This window comes from Microvirga roseola (assembly GCF_020866965.1).
Taxonomy (GTDB): Bacteria; Pseudomonadota; Alphaproteobacteria; order Rhizobiales; family Beijerinckiaceae; genus Microvirga; species Microvirga roseola.
In genome coordinates, this window is sequence record NZ_JAJATX010000061.1 from 1 (window position 1) to 20,558 (window position 20,558).

Annotated in this window: 18 protein-coding genes and 3 pseudogenes; 3 read left to right on the plus strand and 18 right to left on the minus strand. The window is 61.0% G+C overall.

Annotated elements, in window-relative coordinates:
* Positions 1-18 precede the first annotated feature (18 nt).
* The 11 genes from gabT to LG661_RS21070 form a co-directional block, all read right to left on the minus strand.
* The gene (gene gabT, locus LG661_RS21020; RefSeq protein ID WP_230533966.1) at positions 19-1,296 is read right to left on the minus strand and encodes a 4-aminobutyrate--2-oxoglutarate transaminase; all 1,278 of its coding nucleotides are present in this window, start codon (positions 1,294-1,296) and stop codon (positions 19-21) included.
* 92 nt (positions 1,297-1,388) lie between these two features.
* Positions 1,389-2,321: a LysR substrate-binding domain-containing protein gene (locus tag LG661_RS21025; protein WP_407666772.1), complete on the minus strand. Its 933-nt coding sequence runs from the start codon at positions 2,319-2,321 to the stop codon at positions 1,389-1,391.
* A gap of 74 nt (positions 2,322-2,395) precedes the next feature.
* Positions 2,396-3,835 (minus strand): aldehyde dehydrogenase family protein, encoded by a 1,440-nt coding sequence (locus tag LG661_RS21030; protein ID WP_230533967.1) that lies wholly within the window; start codon positions 3,833-3,835, stop codon positions 2,396-2,398.
* Positions 3,836-3,860: 25 nt separating this feature from the next.
* Entirely contained in the window at positions 3,861-5,105 is a 1,245-nt protein-coding gene (locus tag LG661_RS21035; RefSeq protein WP_322098899.1) for a M20 family metallo-hydrolase, read from the minus strand.
* 14 nt (positions 5,106-5,119) lie between these two features.
* On the minus strand, positions 5,120-6,664 hold the full coding sequence (locus LG661_RS21040) for an acetolactate synthase large subunit (RefSeq protein WP_230533968.1): 1,545 nt from the start codon (positions 6,662-6,664) through the stop codon (positions 5,120-5,122).
* A 76-nt stretch (positions 6,665-6,740) separates the two neighbouring features.
* On the minus strand, positions 6,741-7,748 hold the full coding sequence (locus LG661_RS21045; RefSeq protein ID WP_230533969.1) for a dimethylarginine dimethylaminohydrolase family protein: 1,008 nt from the start codon (positions 7,746-7,748) through the stop codon (positions 6,741-6,743).
* 69 nt (positions 7,749-7,817) lie between these two features.
* The gene (locus tag LG661_RS21050; RefSeq protein WP_230533971.1) at positions 7,818-9,413 is read right to left on the minus strand and encodes a zinc-binding metallopeptidase family protein; all 1,596 of its coding nucleotides are present in this window, start codon (positions 9,411-9,413) and stop codon (positions 7,818-7,820) included.
* A 21-nt stretch (positions 9,414-9,434) separates the two neighbouring features.
* On the minus strand, positions 9,435-10,175 hold the full coding sequence (locus LG661_RS21055; RefSeq protein ID WP_230533984.1) for an ABC transporter permease: 741 nt from the start codon (positions 10,173-10,175) through the stop codon (positions 9,435-9,437).
* 57 nt (positions 10,176-10,232) lie between these two features.
* Entirely contained in the window at positions 10,233-11,036 is an 804-nt protein-coding gene (locus tag LG661_RS21060) for an ABC transporter permease (protein WP_230533972.1), read from the minus strand.
* Between the two features lie 179 nt (positions 11,037-11,215).
* A complete protein-coding gene (locus LG661_RS21065) occupies positions 11,216-12,322 on the minus strand; it encodes an ABC transporter substrate-binding protein (protein WP_230533973.1) in 1,107 nt (368 codons plus the stop codon).
* Positions 12,323-12,361: 39 nt separating this feature from the next.
* Positions 12,362-13,459, minus strand: a complete 1,098-nt coding sequence (locus tag LG661_RS21070) for an ABC transporter ATP-binding protein (RefSeq protein ID WP_230533974.1) — start codon at positions 13,457-13,459, stop codon at positions 12,362-12,364.
* A gap of 195 nt (positions 13,460-13,654) precedes the next feature.
* On the opposite strand from LG661_RS21070, the gene LG661_RS21075 reads away from it, so the two are divergent.
* Positions 13,655-14,365: a TetR/AcrR family transcriptional regulator gene (locus LG661_RS21075; protein ID WP_230533975.1), complete on the plus strand. Its 711-nt coding sequence runs from the start codon at positions 13,655-13,657 to the stop codon at positions 14,363-14,365.
* Positions 14,366-14,411: 46 nt separating this feature from the next.
* On the opposite strand, the gene LG661_RS21080 is transcribed toward LG661_RS21075, so the two are convergent.
* The 5 genes and pseudogenes from LG661_RS21080 to LG661_RS21100 form a co-directional block, all read right to left on the minus strand.
* The gene (locus tag LG661_RS21080) at positions 14,412-15,329 is read right to left on the minus strand and encodes a polysaccharide deacetylase family protein (RefSeq protein ID WP_230533976.1); all 918 of its coding nucleotides are present in this window, start codon (positions 15,327-15,329) and stop codon (positions 14,412-14,414) included.
* A gap of 341 nt (positions 15,330-15,670) precedes the next feature.
* The gene (locus tag LG661_RS21085; protein ID WP_407666773.1) at positions 15,671-16,372 is read right to left on the minus strand and encodes an IS6 family transposase; all 702 of its coding nucleotides are present in this window, start codon (positions 16,370-16,372) and stop codon (positions 15,671-15,673) included.
* 57 nt (positions 16,373-16,429) lie between these two features.
* Positions 16,430-16,913, minus strand: a pseudogene (locus tag LG661_RS21090) (transposase); the annotation flags it as partial.
* A gap of 72 nt (positions 16,914-16,985) precedes the next feature.
* The gene (locus LG661_RS21095; protein WP_230533977.1) at positions 16,986-17,765 is read right to left on the minus strand and encodes an SDR family oxidoreductase; all 780 of its coding nucleotides are present in this window, start codon (positions 17,763-17,765) and stop codon (positions 16,986-16,988) included.
* Positions 17,765-18,085, minus strand: coding sequence for a nuclear transport factor 2 family protein (locus LG661_RS21100; protein ID WP_230533978.1), 321 nt, complete (start codon positions 18,083-18,085; stop codon positions 17,765-17,767). The genes LG661_RS21095 and LG661_RS21100 overlap by 1 nt, the downstream gene beginning before the upstream one ends.
* A gap of 103 nt (positions 18,086-18,188) precedes the next feature.
* On the opposite strand from LG661_RS21100, the gene LG661_RS21105 reads away from it, so the two are divergent.
* Entirely contained in the window at positions 18,189-19,124 is a 936-nt protein-coding gene (locus LG661_RS21105) for a LysR family transcriptional regulator (protein ID WP_230533979.1), read from the plus strand.
* Positions 19,125-19,133: 9 nt separating this feature from the next.
* Here LG661_RS21105 and LG661_RS21110 read toward each other — a convergent pair.
* Positions 19,134-19,322: pseudogene (locus LG661_RS21110) on the minus strand (DUF3363 domain-containing protein); the annotation flags it as partial.
* 520 nt (positions 19,323-19,842) lie between these two features.
* Here LG661_RS21110 and LG661_RS21115 point away from each other — a divergent pair.
* Positions 19,843-20,352 carry an HAD family hydrolase gene (locus tag LG661_RS21115; protein WP_230533980.1) on the plus strand — a complete coding sequence of 170 codons (510 nt, stop codon included), beginning with the start codon at positions 19,843-19,845 and terminating at the stop codon, positions 20,350-20,352.
* Here the strand turns inward: LG661_RS21115 and LG661_RS21120 are convergent.
* Positions 20,334-20,513 (minus strand): annotated as a pseudogene (locus tag LG661_RS21120) (IS6 family transposase); the annotation flags it as partial. The gene LG661_RS21115 and the pseudogene LG661_RS21120 overlap by 19 nt on opposite strands.
* Positions 20,514-20,558: the final 45 nt, after the last annotated feature.

The window sequence follows — 20,558 nt, forward strand, 5'->3', positions numbered from 1 at the left end:
CCCCCCCGACCCTGTAGTTTAAGCGGCTAGAGCCTGCTCCAGGATTTGGAGCCCATCATCGAGGATCGCGTCGTCGGCGGTCAGGGGCACCAGGATGCGGATCGTATTCGCATTGGTACCGCAGGACAGCAGGATCAGGCCATTCTCATAAGCACGCTGGACAACACGCTTGGTGGCCTCGGGATCGGGCTCGCGCGAACTGCGATCCTTGACGATATCGAACGCCACCATAGCCCCAGGCCCACGAATATCGGCAATCGGCAGAAGGTCGTTGCGTCCCTGAATCCGCTCCAGCCAATTATGCAGACGTTGTCCGATCACCTGGGAGCGCTCGAGCAATTTTTCTTCCTCGAACACGTCGAGGACTGCCAAGGCCGCAGCGCAGGCCAGGGGATTACCGGCGTAGGTGCCGCCTAAGCCACCCGGATCGGCTGCATCCATGATCGGAGCCCTTCCAACGACGGCGGACAAAGGAAAGCCGCCTCCCAGGCTTTTGGCAAGACAGATCAGGTCGGGAGACACATCATAGTGCTCCATGGCAAACATCTTACCGGTTCGGCCGAAGCCCGTCTGAACCTCGTCGGCAATGAGCACGATCCCGTGCTCGTCGCAGACGCGGCGGAGGGCTCGCATCAGCTCCGCCGGGGCCGGATGAAAACCGCCCTCCCCCTGAACGGGCTCGATGATGGTAGCCGCAATGCGCGAGGGATCTGCATCGGCCTTGAAGATTAAGTCGAGGTACTTCAGCGAATCCTCGATTTTGATCCCGTTCTGCACTGTGGGGAAGGGAACATGCCAGATCTCGGGGAGCGCCGGCCCGAGACCCTTCTTGTAGGGCATGACTTTTCCCGTCAGGGCGGATGCCAATGCAGTGCGTCCGTGGAAACCGCCAGTAAAGGCGATTACGCCCGAGCGACCGGTGGCGGCACGGGCGATCTTGACCGCATTCTCCGTCGCTTCCGCGCCCGTCGTGAAGAGGGCCGACTTGAGCGGACCGGAGATGGGCGCCATGGCGTTCAGGCGCTCGGCCAATTTGATGTACGGCTCGTACATCAGTACCTGGAAACAGGTATGCGTGAAACGTGCCATCTGCTCCTGAACGGCAGCCATCACCTTTGGGTGGCAGTGGCCCGTATTGACAACTGCGATGCCACCCGCAAAGTCGACATAGCGGTTGCCCTCAACATCCCACAGTTCCGCATTCAGGGCGCGGGAGGCAGACAGGGGCGTCGTGTGGCCGATGCCCCGAACAACGGCGGCTTGGCGGCGAGACAGAAGATCAGCATTCGTTGTCATGGCTCTATCGCATCTGTTGGTAGAGCCCAGACTATGTTGCCGCTACAAAGCCAGACAATCAGCTATTTGTCGCCATTGCTGCATCCGATGCACTATTCATCGGGTCCGTTGCCGAGGATCCTTTTCAGCCAGACGCGAAGCGTGAGGATGCTCGGGTCGCGCCAACGTCCGGTGGGGACGACGAGGTAGTACCCTCCGAGCCGAACGGGATGTGACAGAACTTCCACCAGCCGGCCGGCAGCGAGGTCGTCTTCCACGATAAACCTGTTGGCGAGCGCAATGCCTTGACCGAGCCGCGCCGCCTCGACGGCCAGATGGGCATGCCACAGCCGGGGCCCGCGCAGCACCGGCAGGTCAGCAACGCCGGCCTTGCCGAACCACTGCTCCCATTGCCTCGTGGACTCCTCATGGATCAGCGGCAGCAACAGCAGGTCTGTGGGCTGCGCTATGCCGGGAAAGCGGGCCTGGAAGGCAGGACTTGCGACCGGAAAGACCTGCGGCTGCGCCAGGAGCTCCGCACGCAGGTGCTGTCCGGGCGGACTATTCGCGAGATAGACGATTTCCGCGTCGGCTTCGGCGCGCGTAAAATCGGGCCGCGCCAGGGTCGGCTGGAGCATGATCTCCAAACCCTTCAGCCGATCCTGAAGCTCCGGCAGCCGGGGCAGAAGGCAGCGGTTGGCGATACCCGGGATGCACCAGATATTGAGGCTGTCGCGCTGGGTCGGACGCACCTCGCGCACCGCTAGCCTGAGAACGTCGAAGGCCTGCCTGACATGCGCATGGAACATCTCGCCGGCCGGTGTCAGCGACAGGCCCCGCCCCCGTGGCTCAAGCAGATCGACCTCCAGCTCAAGCTGGAGGTTCTGTAGATGCCGGGAAATGACGGTGGGGCTGACGGACAGTTCCTCGCCGGCCGCCCGCACACTGGCCGTTCGCCCGACCGCCTCGAAGGCCCGAAGGGCCGTGAGCGAGGGCAGTCGGGTCATGGCGCGAAACCCGGTGTCGGACGCTGGGACATCAGCCATCGGCTTCTCACCACCATGAGCGCATCCGAACCGCCGATCAGGGCGAGCGCCGGCCGTCAGACGCGGTCGGAGCTTTAGGCCACGGGAAGGCTTCGGAAGCCGAAGATCGACTTGACTTCAAGATAGTCCTCGAAGCCGAAGCGTCCGCATTCGCGGCCATTGCCGGACTGCTTGTAACCTCCAAACGGCGCGGCACTGTCGAGCGGAGCTCCATTGAGATGCACCATGCCCGTCCGCAAGCGCCTTGCGATATCGCGGGCGCGTTGCGGATCGCGCGTTGTAACATAACTTGATAGCCCATAAACGGTGTCGTTCGCAATGACGATTGCGTCTTCCTCGGACTCATAGGGAATGATCGCCAGCACGGGTCCGAAGACCTCTTCCCGCGCGATCGTCATGTCATTTCGCACGTCCGCGAAGATGGTCGGCTGAACGAAATAGCCCTGCTCCAGCCCGGCGGGGCGTCCGGGGCCGCCTGCGACGAGGGTGGCCCCTTCATCGATGCCCGCTTGGATTAGCCGCTGGATCTTGTCGAACTGTCCCTCGCTCACGACCGGCCCCAGATCGGTATCCGGCGCGTTCGGATGTCCGACCCGCACATTCGAAACAGTTTGCCGTGCAATCTCGACCACTTCGGCCTGGCGCCCCGCAGGGACCAGTAGACGCGTCGGCGCATTGCACGACTGGCCGCTGTTGCTGAAGCAGTTCCTGACGGCCTTGGCGACCGCCGTCTCGAAATCGGCATCATCGAGGAGAATGTTGGGCGACTTCCCCCCAAGCTCCTGATGAACCCTCTTGACCGTATCAGCGGCCGCCTTCGCGACGAGGATCCCGGCGCGGGTGGACCCGGTGAAGGAAACCATGTCAATGCCAGGGTGACGGCTGATGGCATCGCCGACGACGGCCCCTTCGCCATTGATCAGATTATAGACGCCCGCCGGAACCCCAGCGGCATGAAGGATCTCTGTGAAGAGAATGGCCGATACCGGCGCGATTTCGCTCGGCTTGAGCACCATGGTGCACCCGGCGGCCAAGGCGGGTCCGACCTTGCATGCGATCTGGTTCATCGGCCAGTTCCACGGCGTGATGAAGCCGCACACTCCGACCGGCTCGCGCGTCACCATGGTGTCGTTGATGTATTCGTCAAACTTGTATTCCTTCAGAATGGCCAGGGCCTGCTCCAAATGGTCGAGGCCCGCGGCCGCCTGCGCGCTGCGGGCGAGCTGCATGGGAGCCCCCATCTCGCGCGAGATCGCTTCGGCCATGTCGTCATGCCGCTTGCGGTACTCGGCGATCACCGACTCAAGGAGATCAATCCGCTCCTGACGGCCGGTCTGCGCGAAGGCATCGAAGGCCTGGCGGGCCGCCGCAACAGCCTTGTCCACATCCGCCGCCGTGCCGAGGGCAATATGGCAGTAGACCTCCTCGGTGGCGGGATTGATGACGGGAAGCGTATCCTTGCCTTCCGAGGGAACCCAGCTTCCGTTGATGTAGAAGTCGCGGTATTCGCGCATTGTCTGCTCCAATCCGTCAGGCGTGTTATGCGAACTGCCGGTCGTAACTCAGTACGGCCTGCAGCAGGACCTGCGCTCCCGCCTTGCAATCGTCGAATGAGGCATCCTCCTCCTCGTTATGACTCAAGCCCCCGGCGCAGGGGACGAAGATCATCGCGGTTGGCGCGACACGGGCGACATAGGCGGCATCATGGCCTGCCCCAGAAACCATTTCCCGGGTCCGGTATCCGCAAGCCTCCGCCGCGCCGCGGACGGCGGCGACGCAATCCTCATGGAAATGCACGGGCGGCGAGTCCCAGATCCGCGTCAGCGACGTCTCGACTCCATGGTCCTCGCCCAGCGCGTCCAGCGCTTCCTTCAACTCGCTTTCGAGGCGGTTCAGGACTTCGGCATCGGGGTGCCGCAGGTCCACGGATAGAAGCACGCTGCCTGGAATGACATTGCGGGAGCTCGGCTCTACGGCGATGGTGCCAACGGTTGCGACGGCATCGGCATAGGCCCGCGCGATCCGGTCGAGGTCACAGATAAGCGTCGCGCTCGCAGTCAAGGCATCGCGGCGCATGCTCATGGGCGTGGAACCCGCATGGGCCTCCCGGCCCCGCACCTCTACATCATACCACCGCATCCCTTGCACGCCCCTGACGATACCGATCGTATCGCCCTCCGCTTCCAGGATGGGGCCCTGCTCGATGTGCAGTTCGAACATAGCGCCGATGGGAATGCTCCCCGCCAGCCAGGGTCCGCGATACCCGATCTGGTCCAGGGCCTCTCCGAAGGAAACGCCTTCCCGGTCGGCGCGGGATTCGGCATAGGCGCGGTCGAACACGCCTGCATAGACCCCGGAGCCCAGCATGGCCGGAGCGAATCTGGAGCCCTCCTCGTTCGTCCAGTTAACGAGCATCAGCGGCGCATTAGTTTCGTAGCGCGCATCCGCGAGGCTGCGCAGGCATTCCAATCCCGCCAGCACGCCCAGAACACCGTCGAACTTGCCGCCCGTCGGCTGCGTGTCCAGATGGCTTCCGATGGCGATGGGCGGAAGATCGGACCGGCGGCCCTGCCGGATCGCAAACATGTTGCCAACGTCGTCTACCCGGACATCGCAACCGAGCGCCTGACATTGTTCCCGAAACCAGGCACGAACCCGACGGTCCTCATCGGTCAGGGTTAGACGGCGTATCCCGCCCTTCTGCGTGCCCCCGATCCGCGCCGTCTCGATGAGATCGTTCCACAATCTTTGAGCGTCGATAACGAGATTGTTCATGCTGTTCATCGGGACTATCCAGCCTAGCAGGGAACTTCAATCAGGAATGGACCGGGACGCTTGAGGCTCTCGCTGAAGAGGCAGCTCAGGCTTTCCAGGCTTTCGGCCCGCGCCGCCTCGACGCCCATGCCCTCGGCCAGCTTGACCCAGTTCAGGTCGGGGCGGCTGAGATCGAGCATATCGAGGGCGATCTGCCCCGGGTTCATGGCGCCGACGTTCTTCAGCTCCGTCTCGAGGCTCGCATAGGCCCGGTTTGAGAAGATCACGGTCGTGATATTGAGGTTCTCCCGGGCATGCGTCCAAAGCGCCTGCAGCGTGTACATTCCGCTGCCGTCCGCCTGCAGCGCGACCACACGGCGATCCGGGCAGGCCACGGCTGCGCCGGTCGCCAGCGGCAGACCGATCCCGATCGAACCGCCGGTCAGCTGAAGCCAGTCATGGGCTGGCGCGCCCGCGGTCGATGGATAGATGAAGCCGCCGCTGTTGATGCTTTCATCCACGACAATAGCATTCTCCGGCAGAAGTGCTCCGATCAAAGCGCCGATGGTTTCCAGCGAGATGGCTCCTCGCGGCAGTTCGGGACGTGAGAGCGGCTGCAGGACAGGCTTTCGATCGCCTGCGCCGACGGCATCGGCGAGACGCTCGAGAGCTTCGGCAATGTCGTCCTCTGGCTCGGCAAGAACATGCACCGTGCATCCAGGCGGGAGAACCAAGCTGGGTTTTCCCGGATAAGCGAAGAAGGCGACTGGATTCCGGGCGCCGATGAGCACAACGCGGCGGAAGCCGCTGAGCTGATCGAGCGCCTGCTGCACTGGATAGAAGATACGGTCGAGCGCGACCCGGCCCGCACCGCGCTCGATGCGTGCGTTGGATGTCGGAGCCAGCAGCTTCGCTCCGGTGGCCTGCGCGATCCGACTCGCCATCTCAAGCGGTGCGGAGCGCAGCGCGCGACCGCCGATGAGGAGAAGCGTCGGCTCATCCGACAGCAATGCCGCGCGGGCCTCCGCCACCATCTCCTCCGAAACCCTGCGCTTCGAGGGCGGGGATTGCACCGCCGCGGGACCATCGGACTCGCCCCATGCGGTATCCGCCGGAAGAATAAGGGTGGCCACCTGCCCTGCCCCCGTCAGGGAAACCGTCACGGCCTCGGCACCGTCGCGGGCGACAGAGCGCGCATCGTCTGAGGTCTTCACCCAGGCCGACATGGGTCGCGCCACGCCTTCCACGTCCGACGTCAGGGGAGCGTCGTACTGACGGTGACGGGTCGCATGATCGCCGACAATGTTGATGATGGGAGTTGCAGCCTTGCAGGCATTGTGGAGATTGGCCAGGGCATTCCCGAGCCCCGGCCCCAGATGCAGCAGCGTCGCCGCAGGCTTGTCGGCCATCCGGCCATAACCGTCCGCGGCCCCGGAGACGACGCCTTCGAACAGCCCGAGAACGCAGCGCATCCCGGCGACACGGTCCAGTGCGGCGACGAAATGCATCTCCGATGTTCCCGGATTCGCGAAGCAGGTATCAACTCCGCCTGCGATCAGTGTGCGCACTAGGCTCTCGGCGCCGTTCATGTCTTCGTCCTCTGGAGAATGTCCACGGGCGTTCCGGTTGAATGGGCCGGACCTGTTCTTGTCCGGCCCGTCATGCTTAGAGAGGATCGCGAATAAGGGGAGCGGTGGAGCAATGGATGCCGCCGCCGCCCAGGGCGACCTTGTCGTAGGGCACGACCCGCACCGAAATGCCGGCCCTGTTGAACTTCTCTATGGTCCGGTCCGAGAGGCCCGCCGGCATGATGACCCGCCCGGGCCGAACGGCCAGGCAGTTGACCACCCACGGCTGGTCGTCCGGGCAGACCTCAATCTGGCGGATCCCGAGCTCCTTCAACCGTTCGAGGAACCAGAACGGCAGCAGCGTCGGGTTCACGAAGGCTGTTTCCGCGTCCACCATCACGAACATGCCGTCGATATGCAGGCGATAACCAGTGAGCTCCACCCGGAGAAGCTCGACACCATGCACGCGCAGGACCTCCTCCAGCTGGCGGGCCCCCTCCTCGTTTACGCGGCTCGACAGGCCGATAACCGCGACCTTCGGCGTGATGAAGGCGAAGCTGCCGCCTTCCATCAGGCCGGTGCCGCCGATGGTCCGCAGGATTGGCATGCCGAGCTTGCCCAGGGTACGGGTGACGGGCAGTTCCTCGCCGCGGCGGATGGGTGGCCCGAGCCGGGTGACGATGGCGCCGCTTTCGAGCGCGATCACGCTGTCACGCGTATAGACCGACTTCATCTTTCCAGGCGCGCATTCGTCGATGAACACCACCTCCGCACCTTCTTCGCGGATGGCGGCGACCAGCCCGTCGTGCTGCGCCTGCTGGGCGGCAAGATCGGGAATAGTGTCGCCGCGCCAATACCAACCCTTCTCAGGATCGCCGTAGGCGCCGATATCCGGAAGGCGCTTGGACGGGTCCACCACATTGAGCTCCGAGCCCGGACGGTGCATCAGCACCATGCGCAGCTGACCTACGTCGTTGTTGCAGCCCCAGCGGCGGCCCCAAACCTCGACCTGCTCCGACTCGGCCTCGAAGGCGGGTTCGGGACGGGATGCGAAGGTTTTGATGAGCATATTGTAGCGGTATTCGGGTTCCGAGATGATAGACATGAGCCTTCTCCTAGGATTTTGGCGTGGTGTTCTTGATGTTGCGCGGAACTGGCATTGCAGGCGGCCCGCTCAGTCTGCGGCTGTGGGAATGGTCCATTCCAGGCCGCGCGGTGTGGTGACGTATTCCGGCCAGCGGTAGTTAACCGGGGCGTCGAAATCGTCCGGGAGCAAGGGCGCGACCCACTTCTCCCCGCCGATGCCGCCGCCCGTGCGCTCCTTGAATTCCGCCTGGGCTTTCGCAAGTGAGGTGCCGTCGGTGAGCAGATCGAGGATCGTGGCGGCGATTACCTTTCCTGCGGTCGTCCACATCGGGTCGATACAGGCCGGCGTGCCGCCCATCGCGTAGCGGGTCCATTCGGGATAGCGGTAGCCGGGCGGAGCCTTCAGGGTTGGGCGACCGACATAAAGCCGCACGGTCGGCGCATGCCACGTGTACTCGACATAATCATCCGCGGCGAGGTTCATTTGCCAGGAGGGCAGCTGTGCGCGGAAGGCTTTCTCGCCCTCCCAGGGTGCGGTCAGCTTCTGGATCTCCGGCAGGAACGGATCCTCCATCGGTTCCATGCCGAGGTTCTTCTGGATCTCGCGCCCGAACGCGCGCGCTTCCTCGTTCCATTGCGGCGCACCGATGGCCTCGAAGTTGCGCCAAGCCGTCTCGGCCATGGCGTGATTGGGCAAGCCCGCTCGGGTGCGCGTAATCCACTCTGCACGGATGGTGCAGTGGCTCATGGCGGCGCAATGCTCGGCATTGCGGTCGAGGACATCGAATACTCGCTCGCACATGTCGAGGGTCGGCGCACGGAGGGAATATTGGATCTGAGCGAGCCCGGGCGCCAGATTGTCCGCCGCTGCGTGACCGGCATAGAGGATGAACTCGTTGAGGCTCCAGCTGCCGTGATGGGGAAGCATCGACTCCTTCATGTACTTCGACGAGGTGTACATCAGGCACACCGCGTCGATTGCCCCCGGCGCGCGTGCAGTCGAATGGCTGTGCGCCACGCCCGCGAACGCGCCGGATTGCTGCCATGTCTCCGGGTTGTCGCACTCGAAGGTATAGATCCGGCTCCAGTAGGGAGCGCTGTGGGTGTCCCAGAAGCAGCTATTCGCGAGCGCCGGGAACGAGTGCGGATGGAAGCTGATGGCGGCGCCGAGATCGTCGTAGTACCCCTTCGCCGCATGGACAGGCTTTGAGCCGCACATCTTCTCGGCCGGCTCGCCGAAGAACTTCAGCCGTCCCTTGATGCCATGACGTTCCATGGCATGCTTTGCCGCAAGAAAGCCCGTGAAGGATCCCATGCCCAAAGCCGAGTGGGGGTCGGTATGGCCGGCGGCATAGCGGCTCACGCCCTCTCGGGGCTCGCGCCACGGGACAGGAGCCTGCGACGTGCCCGGGACCGCGTCGTACTCCGCATATCCGCCGATTGTCGGCCCCTCGCCGTTGGACCATTCGGCGCAGAAGGCTGTGGGCATTCCACCGGATCCGGTCTCGACGGTGAATCCTTCGGCGCGCAGCCGGTCGACATACCATGCAGCGGACTTGTACTCGCGCCAGGATGGTTCATGAAAGTCCCAGATCGTCTTGTGGTCCGCGGAGAGTCGGCCGACGTTCTCCTCGATCCATGCGATCGCACACTTCTTTTCAGCAGTGAATTCGCTGTTGTTCATCGCTTCGGGTCCCTTTTCACATCAGGCAGTTTTGCGCGACCGAATGTAGATGTCGATGAAGAGCAGACCGACGGTCAGCAGTATGAGAACAGCCGCGACAGCCGCCATGGTGGGATCGAGATGCTCATTGATGCCATCCCACATCCTGCGCGGCAGGGTGAAGACGCCTCGGCCCGCCACGAAAAGAGCGATGACTAGCTCATCCCAGCTATGGATGAATGCGAAGATCAGCCCCGATGCGATGCCCGGCATGATGTTGGGAATGATCACCAGACGCAGGGTCTGCTCCATGTTTGCACCAAGGTTCAGCGAGGCCTGTTCCAGCCGCTGGTCGAACCCTGCCAAGGCCGTCGATACGGTGATCACGACATAGGGAACTCCGGTGACCGCATGGGCGATGATCACGCCCGTGTAGGTGTCCAGCAGGCGGAGATCGATCCAGAACTGATAGACTCCTAGAGCATAGACGATGGTCGGCACCATGATCGGCACGAGCATCAGGAGACGGATTGCCTCGCTCGCGCGGTTGCTCAGACGCCAGCATCCGATGGCGCAGAGCGTTCCGGCGGCCCCAGCAATCAAGGTCGACACGCAGGCAATGATGAAGCTCTGCCCGATGCTGCCAAGCCATTCGCGGCTGGTAAGTAGGTTTGTGTAATACTGGAAAGATACGCCCTCGCTTGGAAGCGAGAGATAGTGCTTGTCCGTTACGGACACGGCGAAGACGACCGTAATGGGCAGGACGAGAAAACAGATGATCACCCAAGCCAACGATCGCGTCATGACCGATATATTGCCAAAGCCGGTTTGAGACATGACTTAGCCTGCTCCGAACAGCTTGCGAAGGTTGACCACACGGCTCACAACCGCGAGCAGAACGCCGATCACGACCAGGAGCATCGTGGCGAGCATGGTGCCGACGCCCCAACGGACCACTTCGAGGATCTGGACCTTGATGTATTCCGCGACCATGAGGGTCTTGCCGCCGCCCAGCAGGGCTGGCGTCACGAAGAACCCAAGAGAGAAGATGAACACCAGGATACTGGCGCCTACGACGCCCGGAAGAGACAGGGGAAAGAAGATACGCCAGAAGGCCTCGAAAGGCCTTGCGCCCAGGCCGCGCGCAGCTGCGATGCAACGCCGATCGATGTCGCGCATATTGGCGTAGATCGGCAGGATTCCGAACGGCAGCATGAAATGAACCATGCCGATCATGACGCCCACCTCGTTCCACATAAGACTCAAAGGCGTGTCGATGATGCCGGCCGTAAGCAGCGCGGTATTGATCAGACCCTCCCGCCGCAGCAGGATGAACCAGGAGAAGGCGCGCACGAGCACCGATATCCAGAGCGGGATCACAACCCCGAGAAACATCCACCGCTGGACGTGAGGTGTCGCGTGCACCAGTGCATACGAGACGATGTAGGCGAGGACGAGAGTGACGAGGGTCGTCAGAATGCTTATGCGGGCCGTTGTCCAGAGCATCTTCTGAATGGAGGCGCTCGTGGCGAGAAGAGTATAGTTGTCGAGACCAGGCTCGGGGATCGTGATGCTCATCCAGAGCACCCGGCCGATCGGATAGACGTAGAATACCAGCATGAGCAGGACCGCGGGAGCGGTCATAAGCCAGTATCGCGTGGCCGGATGAGAGCGCAAGCGGCGAGCGAACGGCAATCGCGCCGTTTCGACGAGAGCTGTCATTGTGTTGATTTCCGAGCGGTTGCCTGAACCGATAGCTAAGCGGATCTGAGGCTGTGCTGATAGCTGCCGGCACAGCCTCTAGGCTAAGACCCATCGGGATCTTACGACGAGATGAAGTCGAGATAGGCCTGGAACGTCTTGGAGTGATTTGCTTTGTACCAGTTTGCGTCAATCTTCGCCTGAACCGCGGCATTGGCAGGACTGGCCGGATTCATGGCGCGGAGCTCGGCGGGCACGAGGCTTTGCGCGGCCGGGTTGGCCGGCCCGTTGCCCATCGCCGCGAGCAGCTTCACCTGACCTTCGGGCTGCTGCATGGACGCGATTGCCGTGAAAGCCTCCTTGCCAGCGGGATTGCCCTTAGGAACAACCCACAGACCTGGCTGCAACAGACCGTTCTTGAAGGTGTAGTTGATCCGATCGTTGGTCTCGCTCCGCAGAACATTGGCCCGGGTATGCCACAGCAGGCCCATGACGCACTCGCCGTCGCGCATCAGGCTCTGGCTCTCCGAGCCGCTGTTCCAGAACAGGATGTCCTTCTTGATGGTACCGATCTTGTCGAAGGCACGCTTCACGTCGAGCGGATAGAGCTTGTCCATCGGCACGCCATCCGCGAGCAAGGCCATCTCTAGCATTGCCTGTGAGTCCTTGCGCATCATCCTGCGGCCGGGATACTTCTTCAGATCGAAGAAGTCGGCCAGCGTGGGCTCTTCCTTGATCTTGCTCGTATCCCACGCCATGACCGTGCTGAACATGTAATTCACCACGCCCTCTTCGTAAGCGAACTCTGTCAGCAGCTTGCTCTTGTCGACAATACTGTAGTCGATCTTCTCAAGGGCGTTTTGGGGACCCAGCTCCGCCAGGGTGGTGATGCCGGCATCGCAGATGTCCCACGTGACATGGCCGGATTTGACCATGGTGAGGATTTTGCCGTTGAGAGCTCCGCTTCCGTCAAGGACGATACGTCCGCCATGTTGAGCGAACGGCTGCACGAAGGCCTCGTCGAACGCCTTCATGGCGACACCGCCGAAGTTGACAAGGACCACTTCCTTGCGGGCCTGCGCCATGGCCGTGCGCGAGCCAGCCGTCAGTGCCGCAGGCGCGATGCCGATCGCGAGGGCTGCGCGCAGCATGTCACGGCGGGACACCCCTTTTTGCGTCAATTCAGAGACGATTTCCTGGCAGTCTTCAGCGAATGTCTGCTTTTCCATGTGAATTCCCTCTTTTTTGGCCTATGCAAAGGTGCTGTCTTAGCTTTCAGCAACCTGCATTCCTGCTTGAGCGTCCCAGCCGAGCGTCAGACTTTGACCGATCTCGGGCGGCACCCCTGATTTCCATGTTGGAATCGCGACAGCGACGGAGCCAAAGCTCTGCGTCGAAACGACAAGTCGGAATTCCGAGCCGAAGTAATTCCATTCCGTCACCGTTCCGGTGAGCGTGTTCGCCATCTCTGTGCCGGGTGGTACAATGCTTATCTTTTCCGGCCGCAGAGCTATCGCAATTTCGCTGCCCACGGGCGGGCGCTTTGCGCCACTGATCCTCTGACGGAAGCGGCCCCGGCCGCTGGTGAAAACAATGTCGTCGCCGGCATGCGTTTCCACGCGGCCACGCAGGAAGTTGCTCTTGCCGAGGAAGTCCGCCACGAAGGCGGTGCTCGGATTCTCGTAGAGTTCCGCCGGGGACCCGTGCTGGATCAGCTGGCCGTCGCGCATGATCGCGATCCTGTCGGACATCGACAACGCTTCGTCCTGATCGTGCGTAACATATATGAATGTCAGGCCGACCTTGCGGTGAAGGCGCTTCAACTCCTCCTGGAGCTCGGCGCGCAGTTTCTTGTCGAGTGCGCTCAGTGGCTCGTCGAGAAGCAGGAGATGCGGCGTGAATACCATCGCTCTCGCCAAGGCGACGCGCTGCTGCTGCCCGCCTGAAAGCTGCCGCGGTAGGCGATCCATCTGAGCAGTTAGCTGCACGAGATCGAGAGCGGATCGGACCCTTTCCTCGATCTCTGCGCGCGGTTTCTTGCGCACCTTGAGCGGAAAGGCCACGTTGTCGAACACGCTCAGGTGGGGGAACAGTGCGTAGCCCTGGAAAACCATCCCGAAGTCGCGCCGCTCGGGCGGCAGATGAGTTATCTGTTCGGCCCCAAGAGCGATGCTGCCCTTATCCGGCTGAACAAACCCTGCAATCATCATGAGCAGGGTCGTCTTCCCTGAGCCTGAAGGCCCGAGGAGAGTCAAGAATTCGCCGCGCTCTACTGTAAGTGATACGTTGTCGACAGCTTTGAAACTTCCGAAACGCTTCTCGACACCTGTGATGTTAAGGTTGCGATGCCCCTCAGACACACTCATCGTACGGCTTGCCCTCTGTATTTTCGGCTTCTATCCTCGGATGCGGCAGCCGACGCACCGGACGAGAATAAGGGATACCGACTTAAATATGGAGTCAAGTGTAAATTCAGAGTTGACTATAAATTTAAGGGATGGGAGGCAGCACAGGCGCTTTGAGAGGTCGTTATGGCGGGGCTGAGAGATCGCAACAGACGGATGCGCGTTGAGCAGATTCTCAACGCGGCATCGGAGATGTTCATGTCGCAAGGCTATGAGGCCTCGCGCATCGAAGAGATCGCGCATTGCGCAGGCGTGTCTCCCGCAACTGTATATAACTACTTTTCTACCAAGGCGAACATCCTGACCGCTTTGGCGGTGCAGCATGCGCGCCGCTCCGTCCCGGCTCGGCGCGCCTTGATTCGCAATCCTCCGGAAGATCCTCTGGCGGCCGTGCAGGCCTTCGAGAAGCTGCTGGCCGACCAAGCATTGAAGACGCTTGGTCGGGAGTGCTGGCGAGTGATATTCGCGGCTCCCTACACCCAACCCAACAGTCCGCTGCACAAGGCAGGTATGCGCTTTAATCGACTGATCCTGCGCCACTACGTCCAGATGCTGCAGGAGTTCCAGCGCAGGGGCGCAATCGGCCCAGATGTCGACATTGTCGTCCTTGCCGACCTGTTTACGGCTCTCGGCACCCATCACTTTGGCAGTTTCATCTCAAGCGATTCGATGACCCTTGAACAGATGAAGTTAGCCATAGAGAAACATGTTACGCTGGCCTTCTCCGGCATTCGCATGAAACCAGATGCTGCGCTGAAGAGCGCTCCTATCCGGTGCATAGCGCCAAGCGATCCCAAAGGCGATGGCGCTGAGGAGATCGGTACGCCGCCAAAGCCGACACGGCGCCGGCGCGCATCGGCTGGGTGATAATAACCCTCGCCCGAACGAACTGCGGATGGCGCATCGAGCGGCCTCACCTCGTCATGGTGACTAAGTGGTCGACCGGTTCGTTCCAAAACGGAACTTGGTCCACCCGAGGGGTCCATGCGCCAGTTGCCGTAAGATGCCTGACATGGGCGGCGATCTCCCCCATGGGAGCGAACCAAACACCTCCTTTATCCACCATATACTCGATGAGGTGGACCATCGCATCCGCGCGGGCGAGGCGGCCGGATACGAACGGATGCCACACGGAAATCCACAGTCCGCCATGCGCCCAAGCCGCGTCGAACTCCGCCTGAAACACCTCCATCGCCCGCTGCGGGGCCCGGATCGGCATGCGGCACCCGAACTCCTCCAGATTGACGTATTGCATCCAATCGTCGAGGGCGAAATCTGACGGAATCTCCACCAGCGATCCACGAGGGGACTCGAGCATATAAGGCACGTCGTCGCCCATTAGAGAGGCATCATAGCCGAAGCCCCGTTCGATCAGCAGGCCGACCGTGTGCTCCGAAAGAGCATAGGCCGGAGCGCGGTAGCCGACCGGGCGTCGGCCGACGACTTTGTCGAAGGCCGCGAGAGCACGGTCGAGCACTCGCTCCTCTGCATCCCGCGAAAGCAGGTTCGGCCGCTCGTGGAGCCAACCGTGGTGGCCGATCTCATGACCAGCTTCGACCAAGGCCTCGACCGCATGGGGGTAAGTCTCGATCGCCCATCCGGGAATGAACACCGTCTGCCGAATGTTGAAGTGCTTCCAGATTTTGATCAGGCGCGGGATCGCTACGGAAGGCTCATAGCGAAAAGCCGACGAGGTCACTAGGCGGCTGCGCGCCGTATCCCGGTGGTAGAGATGCAACAAAGTTTCGACGTCCATGTCGAACGAAAAGCACACAGCGCATCTTGCGCCGTGTGGCCAGGGCGGTGGGTTTGAAATGAGAGACAATGACACTTTGGCTTCCCCGCAATTGTTACGGTTGCATTATCATGGCACATGTTCGAGGGAGCCAAGTATACCTTGGAGAACTCTGATTTTAATGAATAACAGCGTCTCCGTTCGTAGTGCAATCCTCATACTTCCGGTTATATTGGGACTGGCGCCTCAACGGCTTTGCGGTGCAGATTGTCGGTTCGCGCATTGCCAATATATACGGCATTGAGACTATTTCGCTGATCCCTCGACATCTCCTCACGTACAGCTCCAGGGGCAGACATCCATGACCATGGTTCTCGACGCAGGCACTGTTGCAGTAACTTGGAAAAGGGCATAACGAGCCTAGTTCAACGGGCCCTTCAAGCTGCAAGTCCGAAGAGCTGATCAATGAGACGGATTTCGCCTGTCGCGCGACGCTCCCGTCCGATGCAATGACCGCGGCGGATCATGCGCATGATTTCAAAGCCAGTCAGGGTCGCGGCGGCGGTTTTCATGGTCTGGAAGCCACGGGTTGGACGGATCATGCGCTTGAGCGCGCCATGATCCGCCTCAAGGATGTTATTCAGATATTTCGAGGTGCGGTGTACCACATCTTTCGCCAACAGCCCTTCGTTCTGCAGGCGCTGGATCGCCCTGGGATACGACGCCAGCTTATCCGTCGTGATGGAGGACGGTGGATAGTGGCTCATTGCCTTTATGGCCTTACGCAAAAAACGATATGCGGCGTTGGTATTCCGGCGATCGGACAGCATGAAGGCAATCAACGGACCGTGCTTGTCGACTGCGCGAAACAAGTATTTCCACTTGCCACCGACCCATACGTAGGTCTCGTCCACTCTCCAGGAGCCTGAGCGAGGTCCCTGGTAGAGCCGAACTCGCTTCTCGATCTCTGGAGCACAGCGCTGAACCCAACGGAAGATCGTGGATGGATCAACGGCGACGCCGCGTTCCTGCATCATCTCAGCCAGACTGCGATAGCTGATGCCGTACTTGCAGTACCAGCGCACGCATAGAAGAATGATCGTGACCGGAAAGCGGCGGCGCTTGAACAGAGATAACAGGATGGCTCCTCGATTGGCCGATCCGGATTACACTGCCGAGGTTAATGCAACAGAGCCCAGGGCGGTGATCCGGCGATAGCCTGAGCTCCCATACTGGGTGGCCAGAGCGATGATGTCGGCTGTCAAGGCCGCCTCATCCTCCGGCTGTTTGGGGATCTTGCGCTGGGTGGAACGGTGTTGACCCAGAACTCGGCAGGCCAGCCGTTCCGAGACGCCATACGTGGCAATCACTTGATCCACACAGGCGCGACGGCGGGCGGGGCTCAGTAGTTCCCGACGCTGCCTCCTTGAGGATCAGCCTCTCCAGGGTGAGATCCGAGACGGCCTGGCGCAACCGGGCATTCTCCATCTCCAGCTCTTTGAGCCGCTTGACCTGATCGGACTTCAGCCCGCCGTATTCAGAGCGCCACCTATAGTACGTGATCTCGGTGACGCCGATCTGCCGAATGGCCTCTGCCACGGTTCGACCCTGCGCTGTCAGTACGTCCACCTGACGCAGTTTCGCGACGATCTCCTCGGCCGTGTGCCTCTTCTTGCCCATGTCTCAGTCCTCCTTCGGCTCATAAGCCATACTTCAGGGAGGATCGCTTTTCAGAGGGGCAGACCAGCCACGTCACACCGTCGGAACTGTTCCGCCATCGATGACATATTCCGTTCCTGTTATCGCAGCAGCTCGGTCCGAGGCGACGAATGCTACGAGACTGGCAACTTCTTCGGGCTTCGTGAAGCGTCCGATTGGGACGCCGCCTAGAGAGTCCATGATGATCTTCATGCCCCCCTCGTAGTCGGTGCCAGCCTGTTGGGCCAATCGCTCGGCGAGCCCTACCGCTGCTTCCGTTTCAATCCCGCCCGGTGATATACGCACAACGCGCACACCCTTGGGAGACACTTCTTTCGACAGGGCCTTGCTATAAGTTGAAAGCGCCGCCTTTGCCGCCGCATAAGCAGTCGTCGCTTCCGGCAGCGGCAATTCTCGCTGGATGGACGATACATGAATGACGACGCCGCTTCCACAGTTGACCATGTCCGGAACAAGCTGTCGATCCAACCGTATGGCTGGGAACAGATTGAGATAAAGCTCTTTGTGCCACTCTGTGTCTGTTAGCACTGCAAACCCGCCTCCCGGTGCAGAGGAGCCGCCAAGCATATGCACGATGATGTCCACGCCACCGAGACGCTGACGCGTGGCCTGAATTACGGTCTCGCAGCCCTCCTCGGTGGTGAGATCAGCGGCAACGAAGAGTTCTTCAGGTACGGTCTCCGGACGCGAGCGAGCCGTGGTGAGGATTTGCGCTCCAAGCTCACGAAACAGTTCGACGGTCGCTGCACCAGCGCCCTTCGTTCCAGCGGTGATGAGAGCGCGCTTTCCTTTTAGTGTCACGAACTCCGTCATCACTTGATCTCCAACGCGGCGATCTTGTCGTCTTTAACCGTGAAGAAGAAATCCAGCGTTGCAGGACTGTTCGGAAGTTCGCCACTCACCTTTGCCCGGACAGAAACTCGGTCGCATGCTCCTGTCGTCTTGATGGGTTCGGCGACGTGGTGATACTTGTCCTTGGCTGCCACCCACCAAGTGCAGATCGCACTGACGCCCTCATGGCGGACACCTTCGTCCTCGACCACGGCATCAGCGGAAAAGGCCGCAGCCAAGGCATCTGAGTCGTTGCGCCTGTCGGCTTCGAAGTAAGCTCTCACAATATCGGGCATATCCATCGCCTTGTTCCTCGTTGGCAGTGTTCCGATCCGATAGATAATCCTCGACCATTGTGCGAATAAGTGGGATTATCCGGGATAGAGAATTGAATGGATCGGGACAATGGAGCGCGCCGGCCTGAACGATCTGGAAGCTGTGATCGCGATCGCCCGAAGAGGGACTTTTCGTGCCGCAGCAATTGACCTTGGGATGTCTACCACTGCACTCAGCCATGCCATCGGGAAGCTTGAAGCGAGCCTTGGCGTCCGCCTTTTCAATCGCACGACGCGTAGCGTGTCGTTGACCGAGGCAGGCAAACTCTTCGTGGAACGCGTTGGTCCTGCGCTTCAGGACATTCACGGTGCAATGGACGCGGTGCGCTCGCAGCGCGAGACGCCTTCGGGAACGATCCGGATCAATGCCGCGCCATTTGCTGCACGCGAAATCATCTCGCCGCTCGTGTTCGAGTTTCTTCGCCGTTATCCGGACATGCACGTCGATCTAGTCACCGAAGGGCGACTGGTCGATATCGTTGCAGGCGGTTTTGATCTGGGCGTGCGCGTCGCGAGCCTTGTTCCCAGCGATATGATAACCGTGTCGCTCGGCCATTCCCAGCGATACGCCATCGTCGGGTCGCCGGGCTATTTCAAGAGCCATGAGAAGCCTCGCGTTCCTTCGGATCTTCTCAGCCACAGGTGCATCCGTGTGCGGTTACCGGATGGGGCGCTTTTCCGGTGGCGCTTTGAGAAGGATGGAGAAGCCGTCCAGATCGACGTAAGCGGTCCCATAATACTTGATGAAGCGAGCCTCGCACGAGCGGCGGTGATGGAGGGTATCGGTATCGGCTGCCTCATGGAGCAGGACGTTCTCGCCGATATAGAGGCCGGACGGCTTGCCCGGGTGCTGGAGGACTGGACGCCACCTTTTCCAGGGCTTTGCCTCTACTATCCTGGCCGCCGCAATCTGTCGGCCGGACTCAAAGCCTTTCTCGCATTGGCGCGCGAACTGGCGGCAACTGACTCTCGAAAGCGACGGGACGCGGCCCTGATCCAAGCGTGAACCATGCCATCATGACAATAATGCCAAACCCTGCTGCCGTCCTAAATTTAGCTGCCATGAAACTGTTTCGGCTTGCACGACGCCCATGACTTCGCGGCCGAGCTGCCGGCCGATGATTGGCCGCCACGGGACAAGTGTGAACTCGTGGGAATTCTCGAACACGGCAAATTTGCCGCTGACGCATTCGCCATCCATGGCAGGATAGGTGCCAGTGCGTGGTGTAGCTCGACGGGAGCCCAGCGGTCATCGACGATTTCCGGTTAGGGTTGGGTTGCGACATCCACCTGCAACCGAGAGAACCCTCGATGACCAATCCCATGATGGACCTCAAGAGCCTGGTCGAGAAGACTCCGGATGCCGATCTGCTGCGCGAGATGATCGGCCTTGCGGCCGAGCGGCTGATGGAGCTGGAGGTGGGGGCGTGATCTGCCCGTACGGGCTTCAGGCGGACGCTGGCCCCCTGCATCCTCTCGGCATCACCAGGCCCGATGGATCCGGCGCATCTTCGAGACCTATGTGGAGACACAGTTGACCAGCCCAGTCGCAAGTTGAAGTGGTGACCCTAGACAACCTGCCGCCGGACTAGCTATTCCACAGAACATCATGCTCTCCACGGGCCGGAGCACAGCAAGGTCGCTGATGACGCACCGATAAAGCCCAGCATAATTTTCTGTTATGCTTAGCAACGAGACCAAGGATTCGGAGCCTAGTATTATAGATGGATCATCTATTGCCTGATCTTTCCGCTTACACCTATGATGCATTCCTGTTCGACATGGATGGAACGATACCTAATCCCATTGCCGCAGCGGAGCGCATCTGGGGAGCATGGGCGCGGAAATTCGGCCTCAATCCCGGTGTGTTTCTACCAACCATCCATGGGCGCAAAGCATCGGAAACGATCTCGGCGCTACGCCTTCCGGACATTGATCCGGAAGTCGAGGCAGCCGCAGTAACCCAAGCCGAGATCGAGGAAGTCGAGGGCATCGTTCCGATCACCGGGGCGTCGCAGTTCCTGGGCTCGCTGCCATCACATCGATGGGCGGTGGTGACATCGGCACCCTCCGCGCTTGCCAAGCGGCGGATAGAGGCCGCGGGCCTACCCCACCCGTCGATCACTGTAACGTCCGAGGACGTCAAGCGGGGAAAACCGGCGCCGGATTGCTTTATCCTCGCGGCAGAGCGCCTTTCGGTTGACCCGGCCCGCGCTCAGGCAGCGAGCAGGTGAAACTGCTCGGCCAAGGAGGGCTGCGAATTGCTGATATACCTCGCCTGTTGCTTGCGCATCATGTGAACCATCTCGATTCCACCCAGGACTACACGGGCCGTGGCCACAGATTGAAAACCGAGCATGGATCGGACCCGCCCCTTGATGACGCGAGGATCCTGCTTGGTCTGCCTCCTGAGAAGTGATCCTCCCTGAAGTATGGCTTA

Excerpts from the sequence above, each read along its gene's own strand:
- LG661_RS21065 (WP_230533973.1), bottom strand. The coding sequence starts at position 12,322 with ATGGAAAAGCAGACATTCGCTGAAGACTGCCAGGAAATCGTCTCTGAA.
- LG661_RS21040 (WP_230533968.1), bottom strand. The coding sequence starts at position 6,664 with ATGAACGGCGCCGAGAGCCTAGTGCGCACACTGATCGCAGGCGGAGTT.
- LG661_RS21025 (WP_407666772.1), bottom strand. The coding sequence starts at position 2,321 with ATGGCTGATGTCCCAGCGTCCGACACCGGGTTTCGCGCCATGACCCGA.
- LG661_RS21105 (WP_230533979.1), top strand. The coding sequence starts at position 18,189 with ATGGAGCGCGCCGGCCTGAACGATCTGGAAGCTGTGATCGCGATCGCC.
- LG661_RS21045 (WP_230533969.1), bottom strand. The coding sequence starts at position 7,748 with ATGTCTATCATCTCGGAACCCGAATACCGCTACAATATGCTCATCAAA.
- LG661_RS21095 (WP_230533977.1), bottom strand. The coding sequence starts at position 17,765 with ATGACGGAGTTCGTGACACTAAAAGGAAAGCGCGCTCTCATCACCGCT.
- gabT (WP_230533966.1), bottom strand. The coding sequence starts at position 1,296 with ATGACAACGAATGCTGATCTTCTGTCTCGCCGCCAAGCCGCCGTTGTT.
- LG661_RS21115 (WP_230533980.1), top strand. The coding sequence starts at position 19,843 with ATGGATCATCTATTGCCTGATCTTTCCGCTTACACCTATGATGCATTC.
- LG661_RS21050 (WP_230533971.1), bottom strand. The coding sequence starts at position 9,413 with ATGAACAACAGCGAATTCACTGCTGAAAAGAAGTGTGCGATCGCATGG.
- LG661_RS21035 (WP_322098899.1), bottom strand. The coding sequence starts at position 5,105 with ATGAACAGCATGAACAATCTCGTTATCGACGCTCAAAGATTGTGGAAC.
- LG661_RS21075 (WP_230533975.1), top strand. The coding sequence starts at position 13,655 with ATGCGCGTTGAGCAGATTCTCAACGCGGCATCGGAGATGTTCATGTCG.
- LG661_RS21100 (WP_230533978.1), bottom strand. The coding sequence starts at position 18,085 with ATGGATATGCCCGATATTGTGAGAGCTTACTTCGAAGCCGACAGGCGC.
- LG661_RS21030 (WP_230533967.1), bottom strand. The coding sequence starts at position 3,835 with ATGCGCGAATACCGCGACTTCTACATCAACGGAAGCTGGGTTCCCTCG.
- LG661_RS21060 (WP_230533972.1), bottom strand. The coding sequence starts at position 11,036 with ATGACCGCTCCCGCGGTCCTGCTCATGCTGGTATTCTACGTCTATCCG.
- LG661_RS21070 (WP_230533974.1), bottom strand. The coding sequence starts at position 13,459 with ATGAGTGTGTCTGAGGGGCATCGCAACCTTAACATCACAGGTGTCGAG.